The organism is Arthrobacter sp. Y3224055 (assembly GCF_059090825.1).
Map to the genome: position 1 here is coordinate 616481 of NZ_JBNHGB010000001.1, position 20744 is coordinate 637224.

At 68.4% G+C, this 20744-nt stretch carries 23 protein-coding genes and 1 riboswitch; of the genes, 15 read left to right on the top strand and 8 right to left on the bottom strand.

Annotation, left to right across the window (positions count from 1 at the left end; genetic code table 11):
• Positions 1–110: 110 nt before the first annotated feature.
• From AC5RTY_RS02965 to AC5RTY_RS02995, 7 genes are all read left to right on the top strand, one after another.
• A complete protein-coding gene (locus AC5RTY_RS02965) occupies positions 111–1358 on the top strand; it encodes a pyridoxal phosphate-dependent aminotransferase (RefSeq protein WP_494000797.1) in 1248 nt (415 codons plus the stop codon).
• A gap of 405 nt (positions 1359–1763) precedes the next feature.
• The gene (locus AC5RTY_RS02970; protein ID WP_494138952.1) at positions 1764–2198 is read left to right on the top strand and encodes a septum formation family protein; all 435 of its coding nucleotides are present in this window, start codon (positions 1764–1766) and stop codon (positions 2196–2198) included.
• A 195-nt stretch (positions 2199–2393) separates the two neighbouring features.
• Positions 2394–2765 (top strand): glyoxalase superfamily protein, encoded by a 372-nt coding sequence (locus tag AC5RTY_RS02975; protein WP_494000799.1) that lies wholly within the window; start codon positions 2394–2396, stop codon positions 2763–2765.
• Between the two features lie 424 nt (positions 2766–3189).
• Positions 3190–3438 carry a hypothetical protein gene (locus tag AC5RTY_RS02980; RefSeq protein ID WP_494000800.1) on the top strand — a complete coding sequence of 83 codons (249 nt, stop codon included), beginning with the start codon at positions 3190–3192 and terminating at the stop codon, positions 3436–3438.
• A gap of 191 nt (positions 3439–3629) precedes the next feature.
• Positions 3630–4019, top strand: coding sequence for a VOC family protein (locus tag AC5RTY_RS02985; RefSeq protein ID WP_494012963.1), 390 nt, complete (start codon positions 3630–3632; stop codon positions 4017–4019).
• 48 nt (positions 4020–4067) lie between these two features.
• Positions 4068–4358 (top strand): acylphosphatase, encoded by a 291-nt coding sequence (locus tag AC5RTY_RS02990; RefSeq protein ID WP_494049379.1) that lies wholly within the window; start codon positions 4068–4070, stop codon positions 4356–4358.
• A 408-nt stretch (positions 4359–4766) separates the two neighbouring features.
• Positions 4767–5309 (top strand): AMIN-like domain-containing (lipo)protein, encoded by a 543-nt coding sequence (locus AC5RTY_RS02995; RefSeq protein ID WP_494049378.1) that lies wholly within the window; start codon positions 4767–4769, stop codon positions 5307–5309.
• 128 nt (positions 5310–5437) lie between these two features.
• On the opposite strand, the gene AC5RTY_RS03000 is transcribed toward AC5RTY_RS02995, so the two are convergent.
• Complete coding sequence (locus tag AC5RTY_RS03000) at positions 5438–7345, bottom strand: penicillin-binding transpeptidase domain-containing protein (RefSeq protein ID WP_494138953.1); 1908 nt, start codon at positions 7343–7345, stop codon at positions 5438–5440.
• A 145-nt stretch (positions 7346–7490) separates the two neighbouring features.
• Here AC5RTY_RS03000 and AC5RTY_RS03005 point away from each other — a divergent pair, with 145 nt between their 5' ends.
• The 7 genes from AC5RTY_RS03005 to AC5RTY_RS03035 all read left to right on the top strand — a co-directional run bounded on the left by AC5RTY_RS03005 (position 7491) and on the right by AC5RTY_RS03035 (position 13196).
• Positions 7491–8417 (top strand): diacylglycerol/lipid kinase family protein, encoded by a 927-nt coding sequence (locus AC5RTY_RS03005; protein WP_494000805.1) that lies wholly within the window; start codon positions 7491–7493, stop codon positions 8415–8417.
• 164 nt (positions 8418–8581) lie between these two features.
• Complete coding sequence (locus AC5RTY_RS03010) at positions 8582–9400, top strand: amino acid ABC transporter substrate-binding protein (protein WP_494049376.1); 819 nt, start codon at positions 8582–8584, stop codon at positions 9398–9400.
• Positions 9401–9443: 43 nt separating this feature from the next.
• Positions 9444–10103 carry an amino acid ABC transporter permease gene (locus tag AC5RTY_RS03015; protein WP_494001307.1) on the top strand — a complete coding sequence of 220 codons (660 nt, stop codon included), beginning with the start codon at positions 9444–9446 and terminating at the stop codon, positions 10101–10103.
• Positions 10090–10896, top strand: coding sequence for an amino acid ABC transporter ATP-binding protein (locus AC5RTY_RS03020; RefSeq protein ID WP_494138954.1), 807 nt, complete (start codon positions 10090–10092; stop codon positions 10894–10896). Before AC5RTY_RS03015 ends, AC5RTY_RS03020 begins: the two co-directional genes overlap by 14 nt.
• A 293-nt stretch (positions 10897–11189) precedes the next feature.
• Positions 11190–11402 carry a hypothetical protein gene (locus AC5RTY_RS03025; protein ID WP_494000808.1) on the top strand — a complete coding sequence of 71 codons (213 nt, stop codon included), beginning with the start codon at positions 11190–11192 and terminating at the stop codon, positions 11400–11402.
• A gap of 87 nt (positions 11403–11489) precedes the next feature.
• Positions 11490–12359, top strand: a complete 870-nt coding sequence (locus AC5RTY_RS03030; protein ID WP_494024260.1) for a prephenate dehydratase — start codon at positions 11490–11492, stop codon at positions 12357–12359.
• Between the two features lie 163 nt (positions 12360–12522).
• Positions 12523–12637, top strand: a riboswitch (SAM riboswitch).
• 52 nt (positions 12638–12689) lie between these two features.
• Positions 12690–13196: a flavin reductase family protein gene (locus AC5RTY_RS03035; RefSeq protein ID WP_494024259.1), complete on the top strand. Its 507-nt coding sequence runs from the start codon at positions 12690–12692 to the stop codon at positions 13194–13196.
• Between the two features lie 51 nt (positions 13197–13247).
• Here the strand turns inward: AC5RTY_RS03035 and AC5RTY_RS03040 are convergent, their stop codons facing one another.
• The 6 genes from AC5RTY_RS03040 to AC5RTY_RS03065 all read right to left on the bottom strand — a co-directional run bounded on the left by AC5RTY_RS03040 (position 13248) and on the right by AC5RTY_RS03065 (position 19218).
• Positions 13248–14237: an aldo/keto reductase gene (locus AC5RTY_RS03040; RefSeq protein ID WP_494024258.1), complete on the bottom strand. Its 990-nt coding sequence runs from the start codon at positions 14235–14237 to the stop codon at positions 13248–13250.
• Between the two features lie 136 nt (positions 14238–14373).
• Complete coding sequence (locus AC5RTY_RS03045; protein WP_494138955.1) at positions 14374–15390, bottom strand: alpha/beta hydrolase; 1017 nt, start codon at positions 15388–15390, stop codon at positions 14374–14376.
• A 186-nt stretch (positions 15391–15576) separates the two neighbouring features.
• Positions 15577–15954, bottom strand: coding sequence for a hypothetical protein (locus tag AC5RTY_RS03050; RefSeq protein ID WP_494000813.1), 378 nt, complete (start codon positions 15952–15954; stop codon positions 15577–15579).
• A gap of 166 nt (positions 15955–16120) precedes the next feature.
• On the bottom strand, positions 16121–17053 hold the full coding sequence (locus tag AC5RTY_RS03055; RefSeq protein ID WP_494024256.1) for a cytochrome b/b6 domain-containing protein: 933 nt from the start codon (positions 17051–17053) through the stop codon (positions 16121–16123).
• 132 nt (positions 17054–17185) lie between these two features.
• Positions 17186–17893, bottom strand: coding sequence for a FadR/GntR family transcriptional regulator (locus tag AC5RTY_RS03060; RefSeq protein WP_494024255.1), 708 nt, complete (start codon positions 17891–17893; stop codon positions 17186–17188).
• Positions 17890–19218, bottom strand: a complete 1329-nt coding sequence (locus tag AC5RTY_RS03065; protein ID WP_494024254.1) for an MFS transporter — start codon at positions 19216–19218, stop codon at positions 17890–17892. The genes AC5RTY_RS03060 and AC5RTY_RS03065 overlap by 4 nt, the downstream gene beginning before the upstream one ends.
• A gap of 68 nt (positions 19219–19286) precedes the next feature.
• Between AC5RTY_RS03065 and AC5RTY_RS03070 the strand changes: the two genes are divergently transcribed.
• Positions 19287–19472: a hypothetical protein gene (locus AC5RTY_RS03070; RefSeq protein ID WP_494024253.1), complete on the top strand. Its 186-nt coding sequence runs from the start codon at positions 19287–19289 to the stop codon at positions 19470–19472.
• Here AC5RTY_RS03070 and AC5RTY_RS03075 read toward each other — a convergent pair.
• Positions 19469–20692 carry a glycerophosphodiester phosphodiesterase family protein gene (locus tag AC5RTY_RS03075; RefSeq protein ID WP_494024252.1) on the bottom strand — a complete coding sequence of 408 codons (1224 nt, stop codon included), beginning with the start codon at positions 20690–20692 and terminating at the stop codon, positions 19469–19471. The genes AC5RTY_RS03070 and AC5RTY_RS03075 overlap by 4 nt on opposite strands.
• Positions 20693–20744: the final 52 nt, after the last annotated feature.

Below are 20744 nucleotides of genomic sequence, written 5' to 3' on the forward strand. Positions count from 1 at the left end.
GTGCCCGTGCGGGAGCGTAACCACGGTAGGCCGATGCAGCACCGGGCACCAGACCCGCGCAGTGGTGAAGCCCACATGAACGCCCGATGCACTCTGTGAAAAAATAGGGCATGCGTCCCATGCAACATTCCAGCAAACTCCAGAACGTCCGGTACGAACTTCGCGGCCCGATTTTGCACGCGGCCAAGAAGATGGAGGCGGAGGGCCACCGCATCCTGCGGATGAACCTCGGCGATCCGGCACCGTTCGGGCTGGAGGCGCCGGAGTCGATTGTGGTGGACATGATCCACCACCTGCGCGGCGCCCAAGGCTACAGCGATTCGAAGGGCATCTTTTCCGCCCGCACGGCCATTTCGCAGTACTACCAGACCAAGGGCCTGATGCAGATCGGCGTTGAGGACATCTTCATCGGCAACGGGGTGTCCGAGCTGATCTCCATGACGCTGCAAGCGTTCCTCGAAAACGGCGACGAGGTGCTGATCCCCGCGCCCGACTACCCCCTGTGGACCGCGTCGGTCACCCTCTCCGGCGGCAAGGCCGTGCACTACCTCTGCGACGAGGACAACCACTGGTGGCCGGACATGGCGGACGTCGAAGCCAAAATCACCGACCGGACACGGGCGATCGTGCTGATCAACCCGAACAACCCCACCGGCGCCGTCTACCCGCGGCACGTGCTGGAACAGTTCGCGGCCCTGGCTCGCAAGCACGATCTGGTGCTGTTCTCGGACGAAATTTACGAGAAGATCACCTACGACGGCGCCGTGCACGTCCACACCGCCTCGGTGGCCCCGGACCTGCCGGTGCTGACGTTCAGCGGGCTCTCCAAGGCGTACCGGATGCCCGGCTACCGCGCCGGCTGGGTGGCCATCAGCGGGCCGCGCGCCGAGACCGCAGCCTACCGCGAATCACTGGAACTGCTGGCCTCGCTCCGGCTGTGCTCGAACGTCCCGGCGCAGCACGCCATCCAGACCTCGCTGGGCGGCTACCAGTCCATCGGGGACCTGGTGAAGCCCGGGGGCCGGCTGCACGAACAGCGCGACTTGGCCTGCCGGCTGCTCAACCAGATCCCGGGCGTTAGCTGTGTGCCCGCGGCTGGGGCGATGTACCTGTTCCCCAAGCTGGATCCTGCCGTGTATCCGTTCGAGGACGACGAAAAGTTTGTCCTGGACCTGCTTGAGGAGGAGAAAATCCTGGTTTCGCACGGCAGCGCCTTCCACTGGCCCACGCCGGATCACTTCCGGTTCGTGATCCTGCCGTCGGTGGAGGATATCGAGGAGGCGGTCCGCAGGATTTCCTCCTTCCTGGCCATCCACCGGAAGAAGACGGCCGACGCCGCTGCTGCCGCCGCCGTCTAAAGCCCGGCTGGTCCGCCCGGCACGGCGGCAAGGCCCCGCGACGCAAGCCGCCGGACCGATGGGTCCGCTGGCACTGTGGCCGTGGGCGGGGCGCGCCCGGCCCGCCGGCACAGCCTGCTAGGCTGCTCACAATTCCAGCCGCCGGTCGGGCGGCTGCAGAGCCGGCATCGGGGGAACATGCGGAATAGGCCGACGGCCGCCCTCATGGCGCTATTCGCGCTGCTGCTCGCGGGCTGCACGGAACCGGGCGCGGAAGCTGGAGCGGCATCCCCGGCCACGGCGGGTGCCACTCCGCCAGCCTCCGGCGGCGGGTACGCCAGCGGTCCTGCCGCCGGCACATCCCAGGGACCCGTCCGGCTGGCCTCTCCCCCGCCGGGTCGCCCGACCATGGCACCCGCGGAGACCGTGGGAGCAGCGGATCCGGAGGGCACTAGTGCCTACATCGACGACTTCCTCGCCACGCAATGGTCTTCCGGCGTGGAGCCCTCGGCCCTGAGTGAGGCAGCCGTCGGCGACTGTGTGTTCTTCGATTGGGAATATTCCTCCGGCCCCACGACCACCGCGTTGTTTCAGGTGCCCTGCCAGGAACCGCATGAAGGCGAGATATTCGGCACCATCACCCACCCCGGCGAGCTGTATCCGGGTCAGTCAGCACTGGAACGCGAGGCCGGACCCCGGTGCGGCGAGGTGATGTCCCAGTTTCTCGAAGCCCGGTTGATTCCGGACGGCACGCACCGGCTCTTGTTCCCTACGCAAGCGGATTGGGATTCGGGTGATCGCACGTCCGTTTGCCTGTACCACCCCGGCTCCCTGTTGGAGCGCGGCTATTTCGGGGATTAGCTGGCCGCGGCCGCCATCGGGTGCATCATCTCTGGCTGGCCACAGTTGCTCCCACCCGTGCCGCCTGGCTCCCACCCGCGCCGTCTGTTCGAAAAGTCCGAGGGGCGCAGGCTCCCTCGGGTTGCGGACAGGGCATGACCGCGATCCCGCGCCGGACCCTACCGCCGGGTGCCTGCCGGCGCTAGCGTGTCCGGCATGGAGATGAAACTCGAACTGGTGGCCGTGCCGGTCACCGACGTCGACCGGGCCAAACATTTCTACGTTGAGCAGGTCGGCTTCCACGCCGACCACGACCACCGGGTAAGCGACGGCCTGCGGTTCGTGCAGCTCACGCCGCCCGGCTCGGCCTGTTCCATCGTGATCGGCGAGGGCATCACGGAGATGGCACCCGGCTCGCAGCAGGGGCTCCAGATGGTCGTTGCCGATGCCCAAGCGGCCCGGGAAGAACTGCTCAGCCGCGGCGTCGCAGCGAGCGACGTGGACGCGCAGCCGTGGGGTAAGTTCGTCTACTTCAGCGATCCGGACGGCAACACCTGGGCGCTGCAGCAGCTGCCGCCCAGGGACTAACCTGCCGCTCGCGTGCTGGCCCCTGAGGCTTCCGGGCCTGGCCCGTGGCGCCGCAGCGCCGCGGGAAACCGCCCGCCGTCTGCCGTGGATGCAGCCTGGCTCCGCCTGCGACCACCGGCGAGGGCCCAAAAAACTTTTCCTGCTCCGGCGGAATAATCCGGCCCTCCAAAGGTGTTCCTTAAAGTGAGACTGCCAACGGACAGCTGAGGGACCACCAACAAGTTTGCAGCAGGGATCAGCGGAGAAGCTCTTTCCCGCGCCCTGCCGCCTCGCAGCCCCTGTCGTCAGCGCTCGCCGCCACCCGGCAGGAGCCGGCGCTTCACGCCTGACGAGCAGTCCCCGAACAATGCCACGGCAGGGTCGGCCCCACAGCTGATCCGCCTGGCACAGCACGCCCTTACCGCCACAACACAGGAGGTCACGGATGACACTATCCGCACCCGGTCAGTCCCCGCTGGTCAATTCCACCCCCACCCGTATCCGCAATCTCGGACATCTGCGCCGCGGCGATTCGGTCGAGGCCCGCATGGACAATGCCGTCCAGTACCGGGGCCGCGTCGACCGTACCGCGCCCGGCGTCGGCCTGGTGTGGATCCGTGATGAGTCGGACGGCTCGCGCCGCGCCATCAGCACGCAGGACTGCACGGTCTGGCGGCTGCCGCAGAAGGGCTGACATCAGCACGGGGCGGCACAGCCACCCCAACGGAGCGGACGGCTTCGGCGACCACACGGCGCCGGCGTCGTCCGTTGCTTCGTTAACCCGGACCTTCCGGGTTCTGCGCTTGTCCGGCGGGCCTGGCCGGAGTTGAATGGAGCCAGCATTGGGGCCGGCGTCCGTCCCGGCCACCGCCTTCGGAGCATGCCATGGCCGTCTCGTTCAACCACACCATCGTCTACGCCGCAGACAAAACGGCGTCGGCGGAATTCTTTGCGGAGATCTTCGGCCTCGATCCGCCGCAGCCGATGTTCGGACACTTCATGACGGTCCTGCTGGAGGGCGGCGTGGCACTCGACTACGCGGACACCGCCGGGAACGTGCAGCCCCAGCATTACGCCTTCCTGGTCGCCGAGGACGACTTCGACGGGATCCTCACGCGCATCCGGTCGGCCGGAATCGCCTACTGGGCAGACCCGGGCCGCAGCCGGCCCCAGCAAATCAACCGCAACGACGGCGGCCGCGGCGTGTACTTCACCGACCCGAACGGCCACTTTCTGGAGGCCATCACGCGCCCCTACGGTTCCGGCGCTGCCTGAAGCGAGGCGCCGTCGTACGCTGGACCGATGTGCGGACAGGAGCGAAGCATGCAAGAGGAACCCACCGGGAACGTCCGCCTGAGCGCGACGGTGAGCGGCCGGGTCCAGGGAGTGGGCTTCCGGTACTGGGCACGGGAACGCGCCGAACGCCTGGGGCTGGTGGGCTCGGCCGTGAATCAGGCGGACGGCACCGTGGGCGTGGTGGCAGAGGGGCCGCGCGATGCGGTGCGGCAGTTCGCGGCCGCGTTCGAGTCCGGCACGGCGCCGGGGCGGGTGGACGCGGTCGAAGCGACGTACGGCCCGCCCACCGGCGGGTTCAGGACCTTCGAAGTGGGCTGAAGGGGTCTGCACTGGGCTGCAGGGGCACCGGGGACGCCTGCGGGCGGCGCCGATGGTGTGACGTTTAAATCGAGCCGGCCCCGCGGCATGTTCACGCGGGACCGGCTCTTTGGGGGATCGCCGGCCCGGCAAAAACGTGGGGGTCCGAACCGGCTAATGCTGGAATTATGCCACTGGCCGCGCTTTTAAATTGCAGCACTGTGATTTATGTTACGAAACGTCGTAACACTTCTCCTCGCCGTGTTTGGTCACGGGCGGAGTGCGTTTCCGATTACCGAAGGATCAAGAAAAGCGTGCCCGGGCCGCGTGCCGTAACGGTTGCGGCGTTATCGCGGACGTGCCGGGTCCCGTTGCGGAAAACGCCCCTATCCTGAGTGCATCTGTCACCCCCATGAAAGGCGGTGTGCCATGCGCAAGCTCCCCACATGGCTGTCCGTAATCCTGTTGGTTCTCGGCCTGGGATTGGTGGCGCCCGGCCCCGCCACCGCGGCGCCCTACTGCGGCATCACCTGGGGCTCGACGCCGGAGTCCGCGCCGGGGACCACGACCGCGCCCATTACCAACGTGCGCACCGGCCGGCACGCCTGTTTCGACCGCATGGTTGTGGACCTGCGCGGCGACGTGGCCGGCTACTCGGTGAGGTACGGGACGGTGCGGGCCCAAGGATCCGGCCATGTAATCCCCTTGCGCGGCGGCGCCGATCTGGCCGTGGTCGTGAAGGCTCCGGCGTATGACTCCAACGGGCGCGGCACCTACCGGCCTGCCCACCCGAAGGAGCTGGTGAACGTCACCGGCTACACCACCTTCCGCCAGCTCTCCTGGGGCGGCAGTTTCGAGGGGTACACCACCATCGGCCTCGGCGTGCGCGCCCGCCTGCCGTTCCGGGTCTTCACCCTGGACGGCCCGGGCAGCATGTCCCGCCTGGTGATTGACGTGGCCCACCGCTGGTAGGCCTGGAACTCTGCAGGGCCGGGCGGCTGGCAGGCGAAGGCCGGGCCTTGGCCGGCCGGTGGCGACGTCGGTGCCCGCCTTCGGTGCCTTCAGGCACCTTGGCGGGCGCCGGCGTCGTCGTTTAAGGCCTAGCCGGCGGCGGCTTCCAGAAAAGCCTCGGCCAGCGGGCCGGCGGTTTCGGAGCCCAGCTCGCCGTCCTCCACGAACACCGCGATGGCAAGGTCCCCGTGGCCGGCGATCACCCAGGAGTGGGTTTGCGGCGGGTCCTGCGAGCCGTACTCTGCGGTGCCGGTCTTGCCGATGGCGGGCTTCCCGGGCAGGTCGGCCAGGTTGGCCAGATAGCCGTCCACCACGGCCGAGCGCATCATGCTGCGCAACTGCTTGGCTTCCCCGGCGGTCAGTTCAGGCACGTCCGGGAGCTCGGCCTTGGGGTCGTGACCGTCCACCAGCGTCGGCACGACCGAACCGCCTTCCACCACGGCCGCCATCATCGTGGCCAGCGCCAGCGGCGACGCCTGCACCCGTGACTGGCCGATCAGCGAGGCCGCGTGCGCGGTCCCCTTGGTGTCCTCCCGCGGCACGTTGCCCATGAAGGCCTCGATGCCGGGGCTCGCGGTCATGCCGACGCCCAGGGCGCCGGCGGCATCAGCCAGCTGGTCCTGGGAGAGTTCCCGGTGCTCGGCGATGAACGCGGTGTTGCAGGAGTGCGCGATGGCCTCGGTCAAGGTGATCCGGCCGGTGAACTCGGCGGGGTAGCTGTCCGCGTTCTCGAAGCTTCGGCCGTCCACGACCACTTCCGGGTCGCAGGTGACGGCCGACTCGGGGGTCGCGCCGTTGCGCAGCATGCCCAACGCGGTGGCGATCTTGAAGGCGGAACCGGGGGCGTACCGGCCCAGGAACGCGGTGTTGTAGCCTTCGCTGTCCGGACCGTTCGCGGCCGCCAGGACGGCACCGGTCGACGGCCGCAGCGCGACGATCGAACTCGGCGAGTCGATGTCGGCCAGGATGTCCTCGGCCGCCGACTGCAACTTCGGCACGAGCGTGGTTTTCACGTTTTCGCCGTCCACCGGGTCTTGGCGGAACAGCTGGCGGGACGGCGCTTCGCCGCCCTCTTCGGCGGGCTGCCCGACGGCGGAGACGGTGACTCCCGGCGTGCCGGAGAGCTCGGTGTTGAAGGCTTCCTGCAAGCCGGACGAGCCTACGGTCTCGCCCGCGGCCACGGTGCCCTTGGACTTCTCGATGTCTTCGGCCGTGGCCTCCCGGACCGATCCCAACACCGGCGCGGCGAAGGTGCGGTTGGGCGCCAACGGAATCTGGTCACCTACCGCCAGGAAGCCCTCGATGTCCTTCAGCTTCTTCTGGTCCAACTTGTCAAAGGCGTCCTCACGCAGCGTGATGGCGTCCACGAATGCCTTGGGCCCGTAGGCTTCAACCTTTTCCAGATAAGCGGCGGCATCGATGTTTACCAGCTTGGCCAGCGCGCGCGCGGAGTCCTCGGCGGTCGCTGTGTCCAGGCCTGTCTTGTCGATGCCAACGACCCTGACCGGGCGGTTCTTCACGATCGCCTCTCCCTCGGCGTCGAGGATCTGGCCGCGCCGCGGTTCCTGGGTGGAGAGCACCAGCCGTTCGCCCTCGGCAAGCGAGGGCTCCAGGATTTCGGGCTTCCACCGCACGTGCCAGGCGTCCTCGGCGTAGTGCAGGTCGGCCCTGGTGGTGTAGCTCCAGCCCTGCTCCGCATCGGCCACCGGCCAGTCATAGGAAAGGGTGGCCCGGAAGAGGTTGGATTCGACCTCTTCGACGCCTTCCACGGTGACTTCGGGCTCCAAGGGGTCCATCCCCTCGGTCAGCGCGGCCAGTTGTTCCTGCACCTGGGCGCCGGTGGCATCGGCGAAGGCCACGTTCGACACGTCGTTGGCAGCCAACGCTTCCGCCAGTGCCCGGGCGGTCGGTTCCGGCGATTCCCGCTCCGGAGCGCAGGCAGAGACCGCTACCGTCAGCAGCAGGGCGGTGATTGATGCAAGTGCGCGCCGAAGCAATTCTTCTCCCGGATCCGAGGGTGTCCTGTTAGAACCTATAAGCGGCCAGCAGCGATGTCGAGCCGGGCGGCACCGGCGGGATGGTGCTTGAATGGGTTCGTCGGGACGTCGGCCTTCAGCCGGCAAACAGGACAGTAAGGACACCATGACCGAATCCGCTCCCCCAGCTTCCCGCCGTGCCGCGGTGGTCTGGAACCCGTCCAAGAAGTTCAACTTCGACCTGGTGGCGCTGGTCGAGGGCCTGTGCGCCGAGACCGGCTGGCAGCCGCCGCTCTGGCTCGAGACCACGCTCGAAGATCCGGGCGCCGGCCAGGCGCACCAGGCGCTGGAAGCGGGCGTCGATCTGGTCATCGCCGCCGGCGGTGACGGAACGGTGCGGCGGGTGGCCGGCCGGCTGGCGGCGACCGACATGCCGCTGGGCGTGATCCCGCTGGGCACCGGCAACCTGCTGGCCCGCAACCTGGACCTGCCGGTTGACGACCCGGAGACCGCTGCCGGCATCGCGCTGGCCGGCCGGGACCGGCGGATCGACGTGGTCCGGGCCACCGTGGACAGGTCGGGCGGTGACTCCGTGTTTTTGGTCATGGCCGGCCTCGGCTTCGACGCCGCCGTGATTGGCGGCACCGACGACGGCCTCAAGGACCGCATCGGGTGGCTGGCGTACGTGGAAGCCGGCCTGCGCAACCTTCCGGGCAAGCCGGTCCGTGCCACGGTCACCATAGACGGCGGCAAGCCCATGACCGTGCGGATGCGCAGCGTAATGGGCGGGAACTGCGGCAAGATCCAGGGCGGATTCGAGATGTTCCCCGGTGCGCAGCTCGACGACGGCCTGCTGGACGTCATGACCATCTCCCCGCGTGGCCGGCTGGGCTGGCTCGGCGTGCTGGCCGGGCTCGCCAAACGCGGCCGGAGCGTGGATCCTTCGGTTGACTACTACCAGGGCAAGCACGTGGAGATCCACGCCGGCCGGCCCCAGGAGATGCAGCTGGACGGCGACCATATTGGCATGGGGTCCCGTTTGATGATGCGCGTCGATCCGGGCGCACTCGTGGTGCGGGTGGCACCCGAATAGAACAATAACGACGCCGGTGCGCGCCGCCGGGAGTGCGGCTGCTCACATTGCCGACACAGTTCGGAACATATCTTGAGGTACCCGTTGTTGCACGTGGTAGCTTCAGCGTTTGCCGGCCACCCGCCGGTTGGCTCGTCGTCCCACATCACAAGGGGTTTTCCACCATGATTCGTCGTCGTTTGTCCGTCCTCGGTGCCGCCGCAGCCGCCGCCCTGGTGCTGGCCGGCTGCAGCACGTCCTCGCCGTCGGGGTCGGAGCCGGCGACCTCCTCCGCCGCGACCACGCTGCAGGAGATCCAGGACGCAGGCGTGATCACCGTGGGGACCGAGGGGACCTACCGCCCGTTCTCCTTCCACGAGAACGGCACCGGCGACCTGACCGGTTACGACGTAGAGGTCGTCACCGCGGTGGCGGACAAGCTCGGCGTCGACGTGCGGTTTGAAGAGACCCAGTGGGACGCCATCTTCGCGGGGCTGGAGGCGGGCCGTTTCGACGTAATCGCCAATCAGGTTTCGATCAACGAAGACCGCCTGGCCAAGTACGACTTCTCGGACCCGTACACGGTCAGCACCGGCGTCGTCGTCGTGAAGTCGGACAACAACGACATTTCCTCCCTGGCGGATCTGGAGGGCAAAACGTCCGCCCAGTCGCTGACCAGCAACTTCTACAAACTGGCCAAGGGCGCCGGAGCCAATGTCGAGGCCGTGGAGGGCTGGGCGCAGGCGGTTTCGCTGCTGGAGCAGGGCCGGGTGGACGCCACGGTCAACGACAAGCTGACCTACCTGGACTACCAGGCCACCAACGACAACAAGGACATCAAGGTAGCCGCCGAAACGGACGAGGAAACGCAGAGCGCCTTCGCCTTCCAGAAGGGCAGCGACGACCTGGTCGAGGCCTTCAACACGGCGCTGGAGGAGCTGCGCGCCGACGGCACGCTGGCAAAGATCTCCGAGAAGTACTTCGGCGCGGACGTCAGCAAGTAAATCCGGCCGCTTCAAAGGGAGACGCTAACGTAACCGTATGGACATCGACTGGGAGCTCGTCGGCAGTTCGCTCTGGCCTATAGTCCAGGGCGGGCTGACCGGCACCATCCCCCTCTCGCTGGCCAGCTTCGCCATCGGCCTGCTGCTGGCGCTCGTCGTGGCCCTGATGCGCTTGAGCCGCAACCGGATCCTGGCCGGCATCGCGCGCGCCTACGTGTCGGTGATCCGCGGCACCCCGCTGCTCGTCCAGCTGTTCGTGATCTTCTACGGCCTGCCGTCGATCGGCGTGGTGCTTGAACCGTGGCCGAGCGCCATCATCGCGTTCTCCCTGAACGTGGGCGGCTATGCGGCCGAAATCATCCGCGCCGCGATTCTGTCCGTCCCCAAGGGCCAGTGGGAAGCCGGCCACACCATCGGCATGGCCGGCACCACCACCCTGCGCCGCATCATCCTGCCGCAGGCCGCGCGGGTGTCGGTGCCGCCGCTGTCCAATACCTTCATCTCGCTGGTCAAGGACACCTCCCTCGCTTCCCTGATCCTGGTCACTGAGGCGTTCCGGGCCGCCCAGGAAATCGCGGCGTTCAGCCAGGAGTTCATGCTGCTCTACATTGAGGCCGCGGCGGTCTACTGGGTGTTCTGCCTGGTGCTCTCCGCCGGGCAGTCCCGACTGGAGAAGAGGCTGGACCGCTATGTCGCCCACTGACGCCCCCTCCGCCGCCGCTTCGCAGCCCGGCTCCGCCGCAGGGCCGGTGCTCTCCGTTGAGGGGCTGCGAAAGTCCTTCGGCAGCAACCAGGTGCTCAAGTCCATCGACCTCTCCGTCCAGACGGGCGGGGTACTGGCCCTGATCGGACCCTCCGGGTCGGGCAAAACCACCGTGCTGCGCTGCCTGAACGGCTTGGAAATCCCCGACGGCGGGCGGGTCGCCTTTTCGGGCGGGCCGGCCGTGAATTTCGGTTCGCCGGTGAACCGAAAACAGATCGCCGCCCTGCGCGACCGCAGCGCCATGGTGTTCCAGCACTACAACCTGTTCCCGCACATGACCGTGCTGCAGAACATCATCGAGGGCCCGGTCCAGGTGCAGAAGCGGTCCAAGGCCGAAGCGGTGCGCGAGGCCAGGTCGCTGCTGGACCGTGTCGGGCTCTCCGGCAAGGAAGACCAGTACCCGCATCAGCTCTCCGGCGGACAGCAGCAGCGGGTCGGCATTGTCCGGGCGCTGGCGCTCAAACCCTCGCTGCTGCTGTTCGACGAGCCCACGTCCGCACTGGATCCTGAACTGGTGGGCGACGTGCTGCACGTGATCAAGGAACTGGCTGACGAGGGCTGGACCATGGCCCTGGTCACCCACGAGCTGGCCTTCGCCCGTGAAGTGGCCAGCGAAGTGGTGTTCATGGACGGCGGCGTGGTGGTGGAACGCGGACACCCCGAACAGGTGCTGCGCGAACCGCGGGAGGAGCGCACCCGGCAGTTCGTCCACCGGCTGCTCAACCCGTTCTAGGACCGGGTTCACTTCCGGCTGGCCCGCCCTCCCCCGACCGCTTCCAGCATCCGCGGCGGTCCCGCGTGACCGGTTTCCAACACGCGCGGCGGTCCCGCCTGACCTGCTTCCAGCACCACACCGCCGCGCCGGGTGTGGCGCACGCCACGCCGGTGCGAAATTCATCTGATGTCATCTGGGATGGCAGAATGTAAAGTTCCATGCACCGTTCCGCATGGCAGGCTCGTTCCGGCCGGAAGCTTCCATCCCGCGTTTCTCCTGCGCGGAAACCTCCGGCCACGAAAGGCAGAACCATGGCCACTTCCCTGGCTACCAAGTCGTTGACCGCACAGACGGCTTCCGAAGCGCACGATCTCCTGAATGCTGCGGTCGAAGAGTTGCAAAAGCTCGCCGCCATCGACGGCGATTGCGGCATCCTGGTCACTCGCACCGGCCCCGGGCAGTTTACGGTGGAGCTGAGCGACGACGTGCCCTACGGCATCACCCAGGAATCGCATCTGTACTAAGCGGTTGGCGGGCCGGTCCCGGTTATATGACGCCGCCCGGTTGCCCGGAATGAAGCGCCGGCCCGCCCCGGTGGGATAATTTCGCCCATGGCTCCAGCGATTGCGTACCAAGGTGAACCCGGCTCGAACTCCCACATGGCTTGCCTGGAAGTGCGCCCCGGTTGGGAAGCGGTGCCGTGTGCCAGCTTCGAGGATGCGTTCGCTGCCGTCACCGGCGGCGAGGCGGAACTGGCCATGATCCCCATCGACAACTCGATCGCCGGCCGGGTGGCGGACATCCACGCCCTGCTGCCGAAGACCACCCTGCAGATCGTGGAGGAATTCTTCCTGCCCATCCGTTTCAGCCTGCTGGGCGTACGCGGGGCCACCGTGGAGCAGGCCCGGGAGGTGCACAGCCACATCCATGCTTTGGGCCAGTGCCGCAAGCTGATCCGCAGGCTCGGGCTCACTCCGGTCATCGCAGGCGACACCGCCGGTTCGGCCCGGGAGGTGGCCGAATGGAACGACCCGACCAAGGTCTCCCTGGCGCCGCCGATGGCCGCCGAACTCTACGGTCTGGAGGTTTTCGCGGAAAAGGTCGAAGACGATCCGACGAACACCACACGGTTCGTGGTGCTGGCCGACCGCCGGCCGGTCCCGTCCCGCGAGGAACTTCCCGGTCCGGCCGTAACCAGCTTCGTGTTCCGCGTGCGGAACGTGCCGTCCGCGCTGTACAAGGCGCTGGGCGGTTTCGCCACCAACGGCATCAACATGACCCGGTTGGAGAGCTACATGGTGGGCGGCGAGTTTGCCGCCACCATGTTCATGGTGGACGTCGAAGGCCACCCGGACGATCCGGCCATGGTCCACGCCTTCGAGGAACTGGACTTCTTCACCACCGAAATCCGCATCCTGGGCGTCTACCCGGCGCATCCGTTCCGGCAGCGGACCGTGCGCCCGGGCGCCGCCGCGCAGTAGCCGTGGGACCAGCAGTCGGACAGTAGCCTTCGGGGCAGCAGCCGTCGCACGGCCGCCCGTCGGGGCAGCAGACACCTCGCGGCGCCCGGAAGTAAAACGCTGCATTTGACGAACTGTTACCGGCGTTTGACCCAGGCCCTTCCCCGCTCTTAGCGTGGAGACGAATCAAGAGCGCCAACTTCACAGCCCTGGCTGGTTGGCCGGCAACCCTCTACCGTAGCGGGGTGCTCCAGGTGATGATTCGGCCCGCCGGGTATGTCGGCAGGCAAGTACGCGTATCCACCCGCAGCAGCTCGGCCGCAGCGGATGCGCCCAAGCCCCAAGGACGCCATGTCGCTACACCATGACCTGACCCCCCACACGTTGCGCTCCGCCTTCGGCCGCTTCCCCTCGGGCATCGCGGCGCTGTGCGCGACCGTCGCCGGCGAGCCGCAGGGCATCGTCGCCTCCTCGTTCACCGTGGGCGTCTCCCTCGAGCCGCCGCTGGTGATGTTCGCCGTGCAAAACACCTCACGGACCTGGCCGCTGGTCCGCCGGGCCAACCGGATCGGCGTCTCGGTGCTCGGCACCGGACACGACGGCGTCTGCCGCCAGATCGCGTCCAGGAACGGTGACCGCTTTGCCGGCCTGAGCCTGCACGGCACGGACGACGGCGCGCTTTTCCTCAACGACGCGGCGCTCTGGCTGGACTGCTCGGTGCACCAGGAGGTCCCGGCCGGGGACCACCACGTCGTGCTGCTGCAGGTGCACGGACTGTCCACGCACGACGGCACCCACGAGCCCCTGGTCTTCCACGATTCCGCGTTCCGCCGGTTGGAACAGCCGGCCTTCGTCTAGGACCCACGGTCCCGGCTTCCGCCGGCAGCCGGCGGGGCCGGGCGGGGGCAGCTAAGGCAGCGGCCTGCCTCGGGCCGCCACCCACAGGGAGTACCACTCCTCGCGGGTCATCGATGCTCCAACCGCTTCCGCCTCGGCACAGGCCCGGATCCGGTCCGGGCTGCTGGTACCGACGACCGGCCGGATGCCTGCCGGATGCCGCAGCAGCCAGCCCAGCACCACGGCCTCGGGCGGGCACCCCTTGTCCCGGGCAAGTTCCGTGACCAGGGCTGCCGCTGCATGATCCGCCGGGGGTGAGGCATCCGCGGGCGCGGAAGCATCCGGTGTCGCGGCCTCCGCTGCCGCACGCCCGCTGTACCGGCCCTGGGCCAGCGCGCCCCAGGCCTGCAGCTCCACCCCGTGGGCGGCGCAGTATTCCAAGGTGCCGTGCGGGAAGCTGATCCCCGGTCCCTCCGGGTGGTTCACCAGCACCCCCGACTCCAGCCAGTCGCGTCGGTACAGGCTCATTTCCAGCTGGTTCACCGCCAGCGGTTCATCCAGCGCCGACTGCAGCCAGCGCATCTGTTCGCCGGACATGTTCGAGACACCAAGGCGGCGTACCTTCCCGGCCATCCGAAGCTCGTTGAACGCCGCGGCGATCTCCTCGGCCGGCGTCAGCGGATCGGGCCGGTGGATCAGCAGCGTATCCAGGTGATCGGTGTGCAGCCGGCGCAGGCTTTCGTCGGTGCGGGCCAGGATGGCTTCCCGCGAGGAGTCGTAGTGCCCGACCATGCCGGGGACCGGCAGCCGGATGCCGCATTTGCCCTGCAGCCGGATCGAGTCGCGCAGCTCGGGACTTTCCGCCAGCACCCGCCCGAACGCGGCCTCGGCCTTGCCGTGGGCGTAGATGTCGGCGTGGTCGAAGGTCGTGATCCCGGCCTCCAGCGCCGCCGCCACGGCCGCGTGCGCGGCCGCCACATCGGCCGCTTCCAGCGGCCCGCTCCCCCAGCCCCCACCCAACCCCATGCAGCCGAAAATGAGGCGCGAGCCGGCGTCGTTCATTGATAGTTCCCCCTTCGCTGGGCAGGTTTCCAGCGTACGACGGCGGTGCCCGGGGGAGGCATCGGCGCCGGCCCCGGGTGATGCAGACACCGAAGAACACCCCTCGTAGCGGGGCGCCGATTCAACTCGGGTGGCATCAGCCGGTGTGGCGACGGAGGAACGCCACGCTGCGCTCCAGCACCTGCCACGCCGCTTCCAACTCCAGGTTGAACTGGAACTGGTGCCCTAGGCCGGCCTCCGTGTGGGGGAAGAACTCCTCCACGGCCGCGCCCTTGATCCGCAGCGCTTCGACCAGCCCGAGCGAGTGCGGCAGCAACGGGTCCGTGTTGCCCGCTGACACGAAAGCCGGCGGATAGCCGGCGCCCACGTGCTTGGCCACGGAGGCCAGCGCGACGTAGGGACGCTCCAGATAGTCCTTGGCCCCGGTGTAGGACCACAGCACCGTGCGCAGGTAGTTCTGGTTCCCGGCCTGGTCCGCCCCGGCGAGCGAGAGGTCGTACGCCCCGCAGTGCAGCAGCACCGCGCGCAGCCGCTCCGGCTTCATGGGCGAGGCAATGCCGAGCCTTTTGGCATAGTCGGGATCGGCGATGACCAGCGCCAGTTGTGCGGCAATTTGCGCGCCCGCAGAGTCCCCGGCCAGCACGATGCGCTCGGTATCGATGTGCAGCCGGTCGGCGTTGTGTTCCAGGTAGCGCAGCGCGGCGGCCGTCTGGCGCACCGGCGCCGGGTAGCGGCGCACGTGGGCCAGCGAATAGTCCACTCCCACGGCGGTGAAGCCGTAGGAGGCGAGAATCCGCAGGTAATTGGCGACGTCGTTCTTGGTGCCGGAGATCCAGGCCCCGCCGTGGATCCAGACAATTGTCGGAAGGCGCAGCGAATCCTCGGCCGCCTTGTCCGGGAAGAACACGTCCAGGCGGGTATGCCCGTGGTTGCTGAGGTATTCCTGATCCAATACTTCGCTGATTCCGTCCGGCACGTGCCGGGCCATCGCGCGGGCCGTGCGCCGGCCGTCCCGTTCCGACAGCACCCGCAGCAGCACCGCAAGCGGCCGGGGGCTGAAGCGCAGCCACAGGACCAGGCCGCCGGCAAGGGCCGCCGGGACGGTGACGAGCACGGCAACTGCTGTCAGTGCGCGGCGGATACGGACCTGCATGGCTTCCTCCGATCGGCCGGTAGTGAACCAATCGTGAGCCCGCCCCGCCCGCGGGGCAAGCCCCTCCCCTGCCTGACCGTCAACCGTCGGAACCCCCCGCCCGCGAAGGGACGTGAGACCCGCAAACGGCTGGACGGCCCACCGACGAAAAGCCTTGCAGCTCCCCGCCAAGGGCGGGAAACCACGTCAACCGAGGGCAACCACCAGGCTCAGCGCGGCCAAGACCAGGGCGACCGGCGTCATGGTCCACCGCTCGGGCTTGCTGCGCGAGATGGCGTTCATCAGGACGCCGACGAACAGGTACGCGGTCAGGACCCAGCCAAGAACGAGCGACGCGGTCTCCGGCAACGCGTCGAGAAACTGCGCGCGGTCCATGATGACGAACACGAAGAACGCATACAGGAGCACCGAGACCGCGCTCCCGATGCGCAGCTTCGCCGGCAGGATGCGGTGGCTTCCTCCCCAGGCGAACCGGCCCAGCGGCAGGCCCGCGGCCAGCAGGATCTGGAAGACGGCCAACAGCGCGAAGACAAGGCACGCGGCGATGGCCGCAACGGTGATCATGGCGAGCAGTGTAGCGGTGCAGCCTTCAGCCGCGGTCAGGCGGTCAGCGGCTGGCGGTAAGGCGGCGGCCACGCGGGCCACGCGGTCAGCGGCCGGCGATCAGGCGGCCGCGCGGTCAGCGGCTCGTGACCTTGCCCGTCAGCGAGGCGATCGGGCGGCCGCGCGGTCAGCGGCTCGTGACCTTGCCCGTCAGCGAGGCGATCGGGCGCAGGAAGATCGGCCGGGCCAGGAACCAGGCCGCCACGGTCACCGCGACGGAGGCGGCAAAAATCCAGAAACCGGTCCACCCGCCGTCGTCCGTGGCCGCATACATGTGGTTGAGGTTGCGCAGCGCGCCGGTGGCCAGCACCAGCGTCACGTGCACGATGATGAACAGCACGAAATACACCATCACCGGAAAGTGGATGGCCCGGGCCGCCTCAATCGGGAAATATTTGTTGACCGCAGCCCGCTTGGGCCAGGCGGCCGAGGTGCGCAGGCCGGAGACGATGGCCAGCGGGGCGGCGATGAAGACGGTCGCGAAGTAAGTCAGCAATTGCAGCGCGTTGTAGTTCACCCACCCGTTCTCCAGCGGCCAGTCCAGCGAGGCGTACTGCAGCACCGCGGACAGCGCGTTCGGGAAGATGTCCCAACTGGTGGGCACAATCCGCATCCAGTGCCCGGTCGCGAAGATCAGCACCATGAAGACGATGCCGTTCAGCACCCACAACGCATCCAGCGTCAGGTGGAACCACAGGTTCAGGGTGATCTTGGTGGGCGCGTTCCTGGTCTTCACCAGGCCCTTGTTGTTGCGTGTCCAGTACGCCGGCGAGCGGGTGCCGGCCCGTACCTGCAGTCCGGTGCGGATGATCAACACGATCAGGAAGAAGTTGAGGAAGTGCTGCCAGCCCAGCCAGGCGGGCAGCCCGACCGGCGCGGATTCGGGCAGTTCGGAGCGGCCCGGGTAGGCGGCCAGGAAGTCCTGGACGCCCGGCATTGTGCGAAGCCATTTGGCCAGCAACACCAACAGCAGGAGCACGACGACGGCGCCGGCCACCGCCGCGGTAATCTTCAGCCACGTCTTTCGGGTGCTCCCGGACGGTTTCGTCGAAGTGGACATCGCCAGCTTTCCTCGTTCCCTACGTCCCGTCAGTCCGGGCTTCGTGATTCAAGGTACCCCGGCGGGGCGGCATTGTGCCACACGCGCGGCCGCGGCGGCCAGAGCCCGCCGCAGCACGGCGTGAGCATGGCGTTAATGGCCGTGCTGCGGCATCCATTTCAGGCAGTAGCGCAGGTTGGCGGTGACGGTCCGCACCGCAGCTTCTTCGTCTCCGGCCGCGATGGCGTCCGCGAGGTCCTCGTGTCCGGCGCGCAGGCATCCATCGAAGCCGTCCCGCAACCGCTGGGCCATCTTGGTCCCGTGGAACACATCGCCGAAGCTGCCATACAGCTCGTGCAGCAGCTGGTTGCCGGAGGCCTCGGCCACGGCCAGGTGGAAGTCCCAGTCCGCGGCGATCCAGCCTTCCAGGTCCTGTTCGGCCCACGCATGCCGGCGCCGGGCCAGCATCTCCCGCAGCGCCTCCACGGCGCCCCCGGGGGCCGGCGGCTCGGACCGCGCCGATTGCGCCGCCAGCCGCGCCGCCTGGGTGTCCAGCGCGAAGCGCACCTGGAGCACGTCCTCGTCGTCGTACTCACGGTAGGCGCGGCGGGCGGTGCCGCTGATCTCGCTGGTGGCGCGCACGTACGTGCCGTCGCCGCGGCGCACCTCGAGCATCCCGGCGTGGGCCAGGGCCTTGACCGCCTCGCGCAGCGTGCCGCGGGAGACGCCCAGGCGTGCCATCAGTTCCGGCTCGGGAGGGATCCGGGACCCCAGCTGCCACAGCCCCGCCGCGATGGACTCCCGCAGCCTGGACGTGACTTCCTCCGCCAACGGCGGCCGCTGGAGCGGGCCGGACCTCACGCCCGCGCCTTCCGCACCAGGCCGCTGACCGCGTGAGCCAGCAGCAGTTGCATCGCCGCGCCGGCCACCAGGAGCACCAGCGGTACGGTCCAGTCGGCGAGTGCATCGTGCAGCAGACCCAGGCCGAACGGGCCCAGGGCGGCGAAGAGATAGCCCACCGATTGGGCCAGCGTGGACAGCGCGGTGGTCTCGGCCGCACTGGAACCGCTGCGGCTGATCACCAGCATCAGCAGCGGGAAAACCCCGAAACCCAGTCCGATCAAAACCGCGGGCAGCACGGCGAGCTCGGCGGGCAGCACGAGCAGGGCGAGGTAGCCCGCCAGCGACGCCGCGCAGGTGATCATGAAGGCCGGCCGCAGCAGGCCCGGGCGCGCCGCCATGGACAACAGCAGGACGACGGCGGGGATGGACACCAGCTGGACCAGCGCGAGCAGCTGCCCGGCGGCCGCGGCATCCACCCCGCGCGAGATCAGGATGTACGGCAGCCAGCCCATCACGGAATAGACGAGCAGCGCCTGGATGGTGAACAGGCCGGTGAGCAGCGCGCCCTTGCGCGTGAGCAGCAGCGGCCACGGCGACGAGTGGTCCCGGGTCCGCGTGCCCGAACCGCGCCTGCCGGCCACGGCCATGGGAAGGAACACCGCGAGCCCGACGACGGCCAGCAGCGCCCACGCGGCCAGCGCGAGCGACGGCGAGTCCAACTGCGCGGCCAGAGGGACGCTGATGGCCGCGGCCAGGGTGGCGCCGACGGACATGGAGATGGTGTAGGCCCCGGTCATCGTTGACGGCCGGTGCGCGAAGTACTTGCGGATGAACGCCGGCAGCGCCACGTTGCAGACCGCCAGTCCGGACATGGACACCACCGTGCCGGCCAGCAGCATCCCGACGGATTCGACCCCGCGCAGGCCCAAGCCCGCAATCAGCAGTGTCAGCGCAAGTGCGATGGCGCGTTCCAGCCCCATGCGGCTGCTCAGCCAGGCGGTCGCGGCTCCGGCCACGGCGAAACACAGCACGGGAACGGTGGGCAGCAGTGCGGCGACCAGCGGCCCGTACCCGAGCAGCTGCTGCAGGTCGTGGAAGAGCGCGGCCGCGCTGGCTATACCGGCCCGGAGGTTCAACCCGATGAGTATCACGGCGGCTACGGCCGCGGCGATGAACCAGCGGCGGTGCGCGGCGGCGGGCGCCGGGGCAGGCTCCTGTACATTGAGCTCCGGCACCAGGGCCTCGGCGAACTCCCCCGGAGCCTCGTCGCCGCCCGGCGCGTGGTCGCCGCCCGGCGCGTGGTCGCTGCTGCTGCCGCCGCTGGGCCGTCGCTCCAAAATCATTCTCTAAACGTTAGACGTTTGATGTCTGAGCACCAAAATGCGCGGGCCGCCAAGCAGGGCCGGCCGGAATGGCACGCGGCGAGAGCACCGCCGTCGGTACTTTGGGGGACGACCGGTCCGTCCTCCCGCCGCCCGGCGAGAGCTTCGCCGTCGCAGCTTCGGGCGCGCGTTTGGGCAACGCGATTAACGAGGCCGGCACCTCGGGCAAGGCCGCCCGAGGTGCCGGCGTAGGAGCTGCAGATCCTGCCGCCTAGTTGGCGAAGACGTCCTGCAGCGTGCCCTGCGGGGCCCACAGCGCAATCGAGTCGCCGGTGTTGTTCAGTACTGACACGGTGCCATTGTTGTAGTAAGCCTCGACGCTGTTGGTGCCGGGACCGGTGTAGACCCGCAGCTCCGCGCCGGGGGCAAGCACGTAGCCCTCGCCCACAGCCAGGATATTGTTCGCCCCGTCGCGGATGATGTAGCCGCTGGCGTCGATGCTGTGGTTGGCGGTGTTGCGCAGCACCACGTGCTCGCCGGTCTCCGACTGGACGTCGCTGCCGGCGGGGTCATTCACCGCGCCGGCGATTTCCAGGCCGGTGCCCGCGGGGAAGGGCTTCTGCCCGTCCAGATAGCGCATGGTCTGGATCGGGAAGTCACCGGTGACGGCATCGACGCCGAGGTCGATGGAGTGCTGGACGGCCTCGGGCGAGTTGGCGGTGTAGACGCCGACGACCAGCCCGGCGGCCTTGGCGTCTGCAACATTTTGCGCCGTCAGGGTGCGGTAGTTGGTGCCGATCGAATCGGCAAAGGCCGCCCAGGATTCCAGCGTGGCCGGACCCGGGACGGTGCTCGAGAGCTGCTGCAGCGCGATCTCGGGGGCCAGGCCGGCGAAGGTGCGGTTGGAGGCCTCGTCGAAGCCGAGGACCTGGACCTTGTCGGCGGCAACAAGCTTCGTCCAGGCGGCATCGGTGCGGAGCTCGTCGGCGACGAGCTGTTCGATGCCCGGGGAGTTCTTCGGCGACTTGATTTCGATGAACACGCCGGTCTTCACCGTGGCGATCTTCGCCGCGTCATCCAGGTGCGGGATCCGCTCCCCTTGGTACTTGGCGCCGAAGTAGGATCCGGCGTCGAGCTGCTGCAATTCATCCCAAGTAAAGGACGTGATGGGGTCCCCGGCACGCTCGGGGAATACCTCCTCCACGTTGGTGGTCCGGGCCGGAGTGTCGTCGTGGAACAGGAACGGTACGCCATCGGCGCTGAGCTGGACGTCGATCTCGAAGAAGTCGGCGCCGGAGGCGCGCCCGTCCTTGAAGGCCGCAACCGTATTTTCGGGGGCGGTGCCGGCGGCCCCGCGGTGGCCGATCAGCAGCGGGGCTTCATCCTGCCCGCCCGGGTTGTTCTGCGCGCCGGCCGCCGGGGCGGCCACGAGGGTAGCGCCGACGGCGACGGCCGCGGCGGAGGTGGTCAATGTTCTGAGCAGGCGAGATGCCATGGGATATGACGCCCTTCGTAGTGGTTGTCGGGTTTCCCCGCCATCGAGCTTC

What these genes read in the sequence shown, in the direction of transcription:
- AC5RTY_RS02990 (WP_494049379.1), top strand. Translation starts at nt 4,068, where the DNA reads ATGCAAGAGGAACCCACCGGGAACGTCCGCCTGAGCGCGACGGTGAGC.
- AC5RTY_RS02975 (WP_494000799.1), top strand. Translation starts at nt 2,394, where the DNA reads ATGGAGATGAAACTCGAACTGGTGGCCGTGCCGGTCACCGACGTCGAC.
- AC5RTY_RS03050 (WP_494000813.1), bottom strand. Translation starts at nt 15,954, where the DNA reads ATGATCACCGTTGCGGCCATCGCCGCGTGCCTTGTCTTCGCGCTGTTG.
- AC5RTY_RS03020 (WP_494138954.1), top strand. Translation starts at nt 10,090, where the DNA reads ATGTCGCCCACTGACGCCCCCTCCGCCGCCGCTTCGCAGCCCGGCTCC.
- AC5RTY_RS02965 (WP_494000797.1), top strand. Translation starts at nt 111, where the DNA reads ATGCGTCCCATGCAACATTCCAGCAAACTCCAGAACGTCCGGTACGAA.
- AC5RTY_RS03030 (WP_494024260.1), top strand. Translation starts at nt 11,490, where the DNA reads ATGGCTCCAGCGATTGCGTACCAAGGTGAACCCGGCTCGAACTCCCAC.
- AC5RTY_RS03005 (WP_494000805.1), top strand. Translation starts at nt 7,491, where the DNA reads ATGACCGAATCCGCTCCCCCAGCTTCCCGCCGTGCCGCGGTGGTCTGG.
- AC5RTY_RS03065 (WP_494024254.1), bottom strand. Translation starts at nt 19,218, where the DNA reads ATGATTTTGGAGCGACGGCCCAGCGGCGGCAGCAGCAGCGACCACGCG.
- AC5RTY_RS03010 (WP_494049376.1), top strand. Translation starts at nt 8,582, where the DNA reads ATGATTCGTCGTCGTTTGTCCGTCCTCGGTGCCGCCGCAGCCGCCGCC.
- AC5RTY_RS03070 (WP_494024253.1), top strand. Translation starts at nt 19,287, where the DNA reads ATGGCACGCGGCGAGAGCACCGCCGTCGGTACTTTGGGGGACGACCGG.
- AC5RTY_RS02995 (WP_494049378.1), top strand. Translation starts at nt 4,767, where the DNA reads ATGCGCAAGCTCCCCACATGGCTGTCCGTAATCCTGTTGGTTCTCGGC.
- AC5RTY_RS03025 (WP_494000808.1), top strand. Translation starts at nt 11,190, where the DNA reads ATGGCCACTTCCCTGGCTACCAAGTCGTTGACCGCACAGACGGCTTCC.
- AC5RTY_RS02980 (WP_494000800.1), top strand. Translation starts at nt 3,190, where the DNA reads ATGACACTATCCGCACCCGGTCAGTCCCCGCTGGTCAATTCCACCCCC.
- AC5RTY_RS03040 (WP_494024258.1), bottom strand. Translation starts at nt 14,237, where the DNA reads ATGAACGACGCCGGCTCGCGCCTCATTTTCGGCTGCATGGGGTTGGGT.
- AC5RTY_RS03055 (WP_494024256.1), bottom strand. Translation starts at nt 17,053, where the DNA reads ATGTCCACTTCGACGAAACCGTCCGGGAGCACCCGAAAGACGTGGCTG.
- AC5RTY_RS02985 (WP_494012963.1), top strand. Translation starts at nt 3,630, where the DNA reads ATGGCCGTCTCGTTCAACCACACCATCGTCTACGCCGCAGACAAAACG.
- AC5RTY_RS03075 (WP_494024252.1), bottom strand. Translation starts at nt 20,692, where the DNA reads ATGGCATCTCGCCTGCTCAGAACATTGACCACCTCCGCCGCGGCCGTC.
- AC5RTY_RS03045 (WP_494138955.1), bottom strand. Translation starts at nt 15,390, where the DNA reads ATGCAGGTCCGTATCCGCCGCGCACTGACAGCAGTTGCCGTGCTCGTC.
- AC5RTY_RS03035 (WP_494024259.1), top strand. Translation starts at nt 12,690, where the DNA reads ATGTCGCTACACCATGACCTGACCCCCCACACGTTGCGCTCCGCCTTC.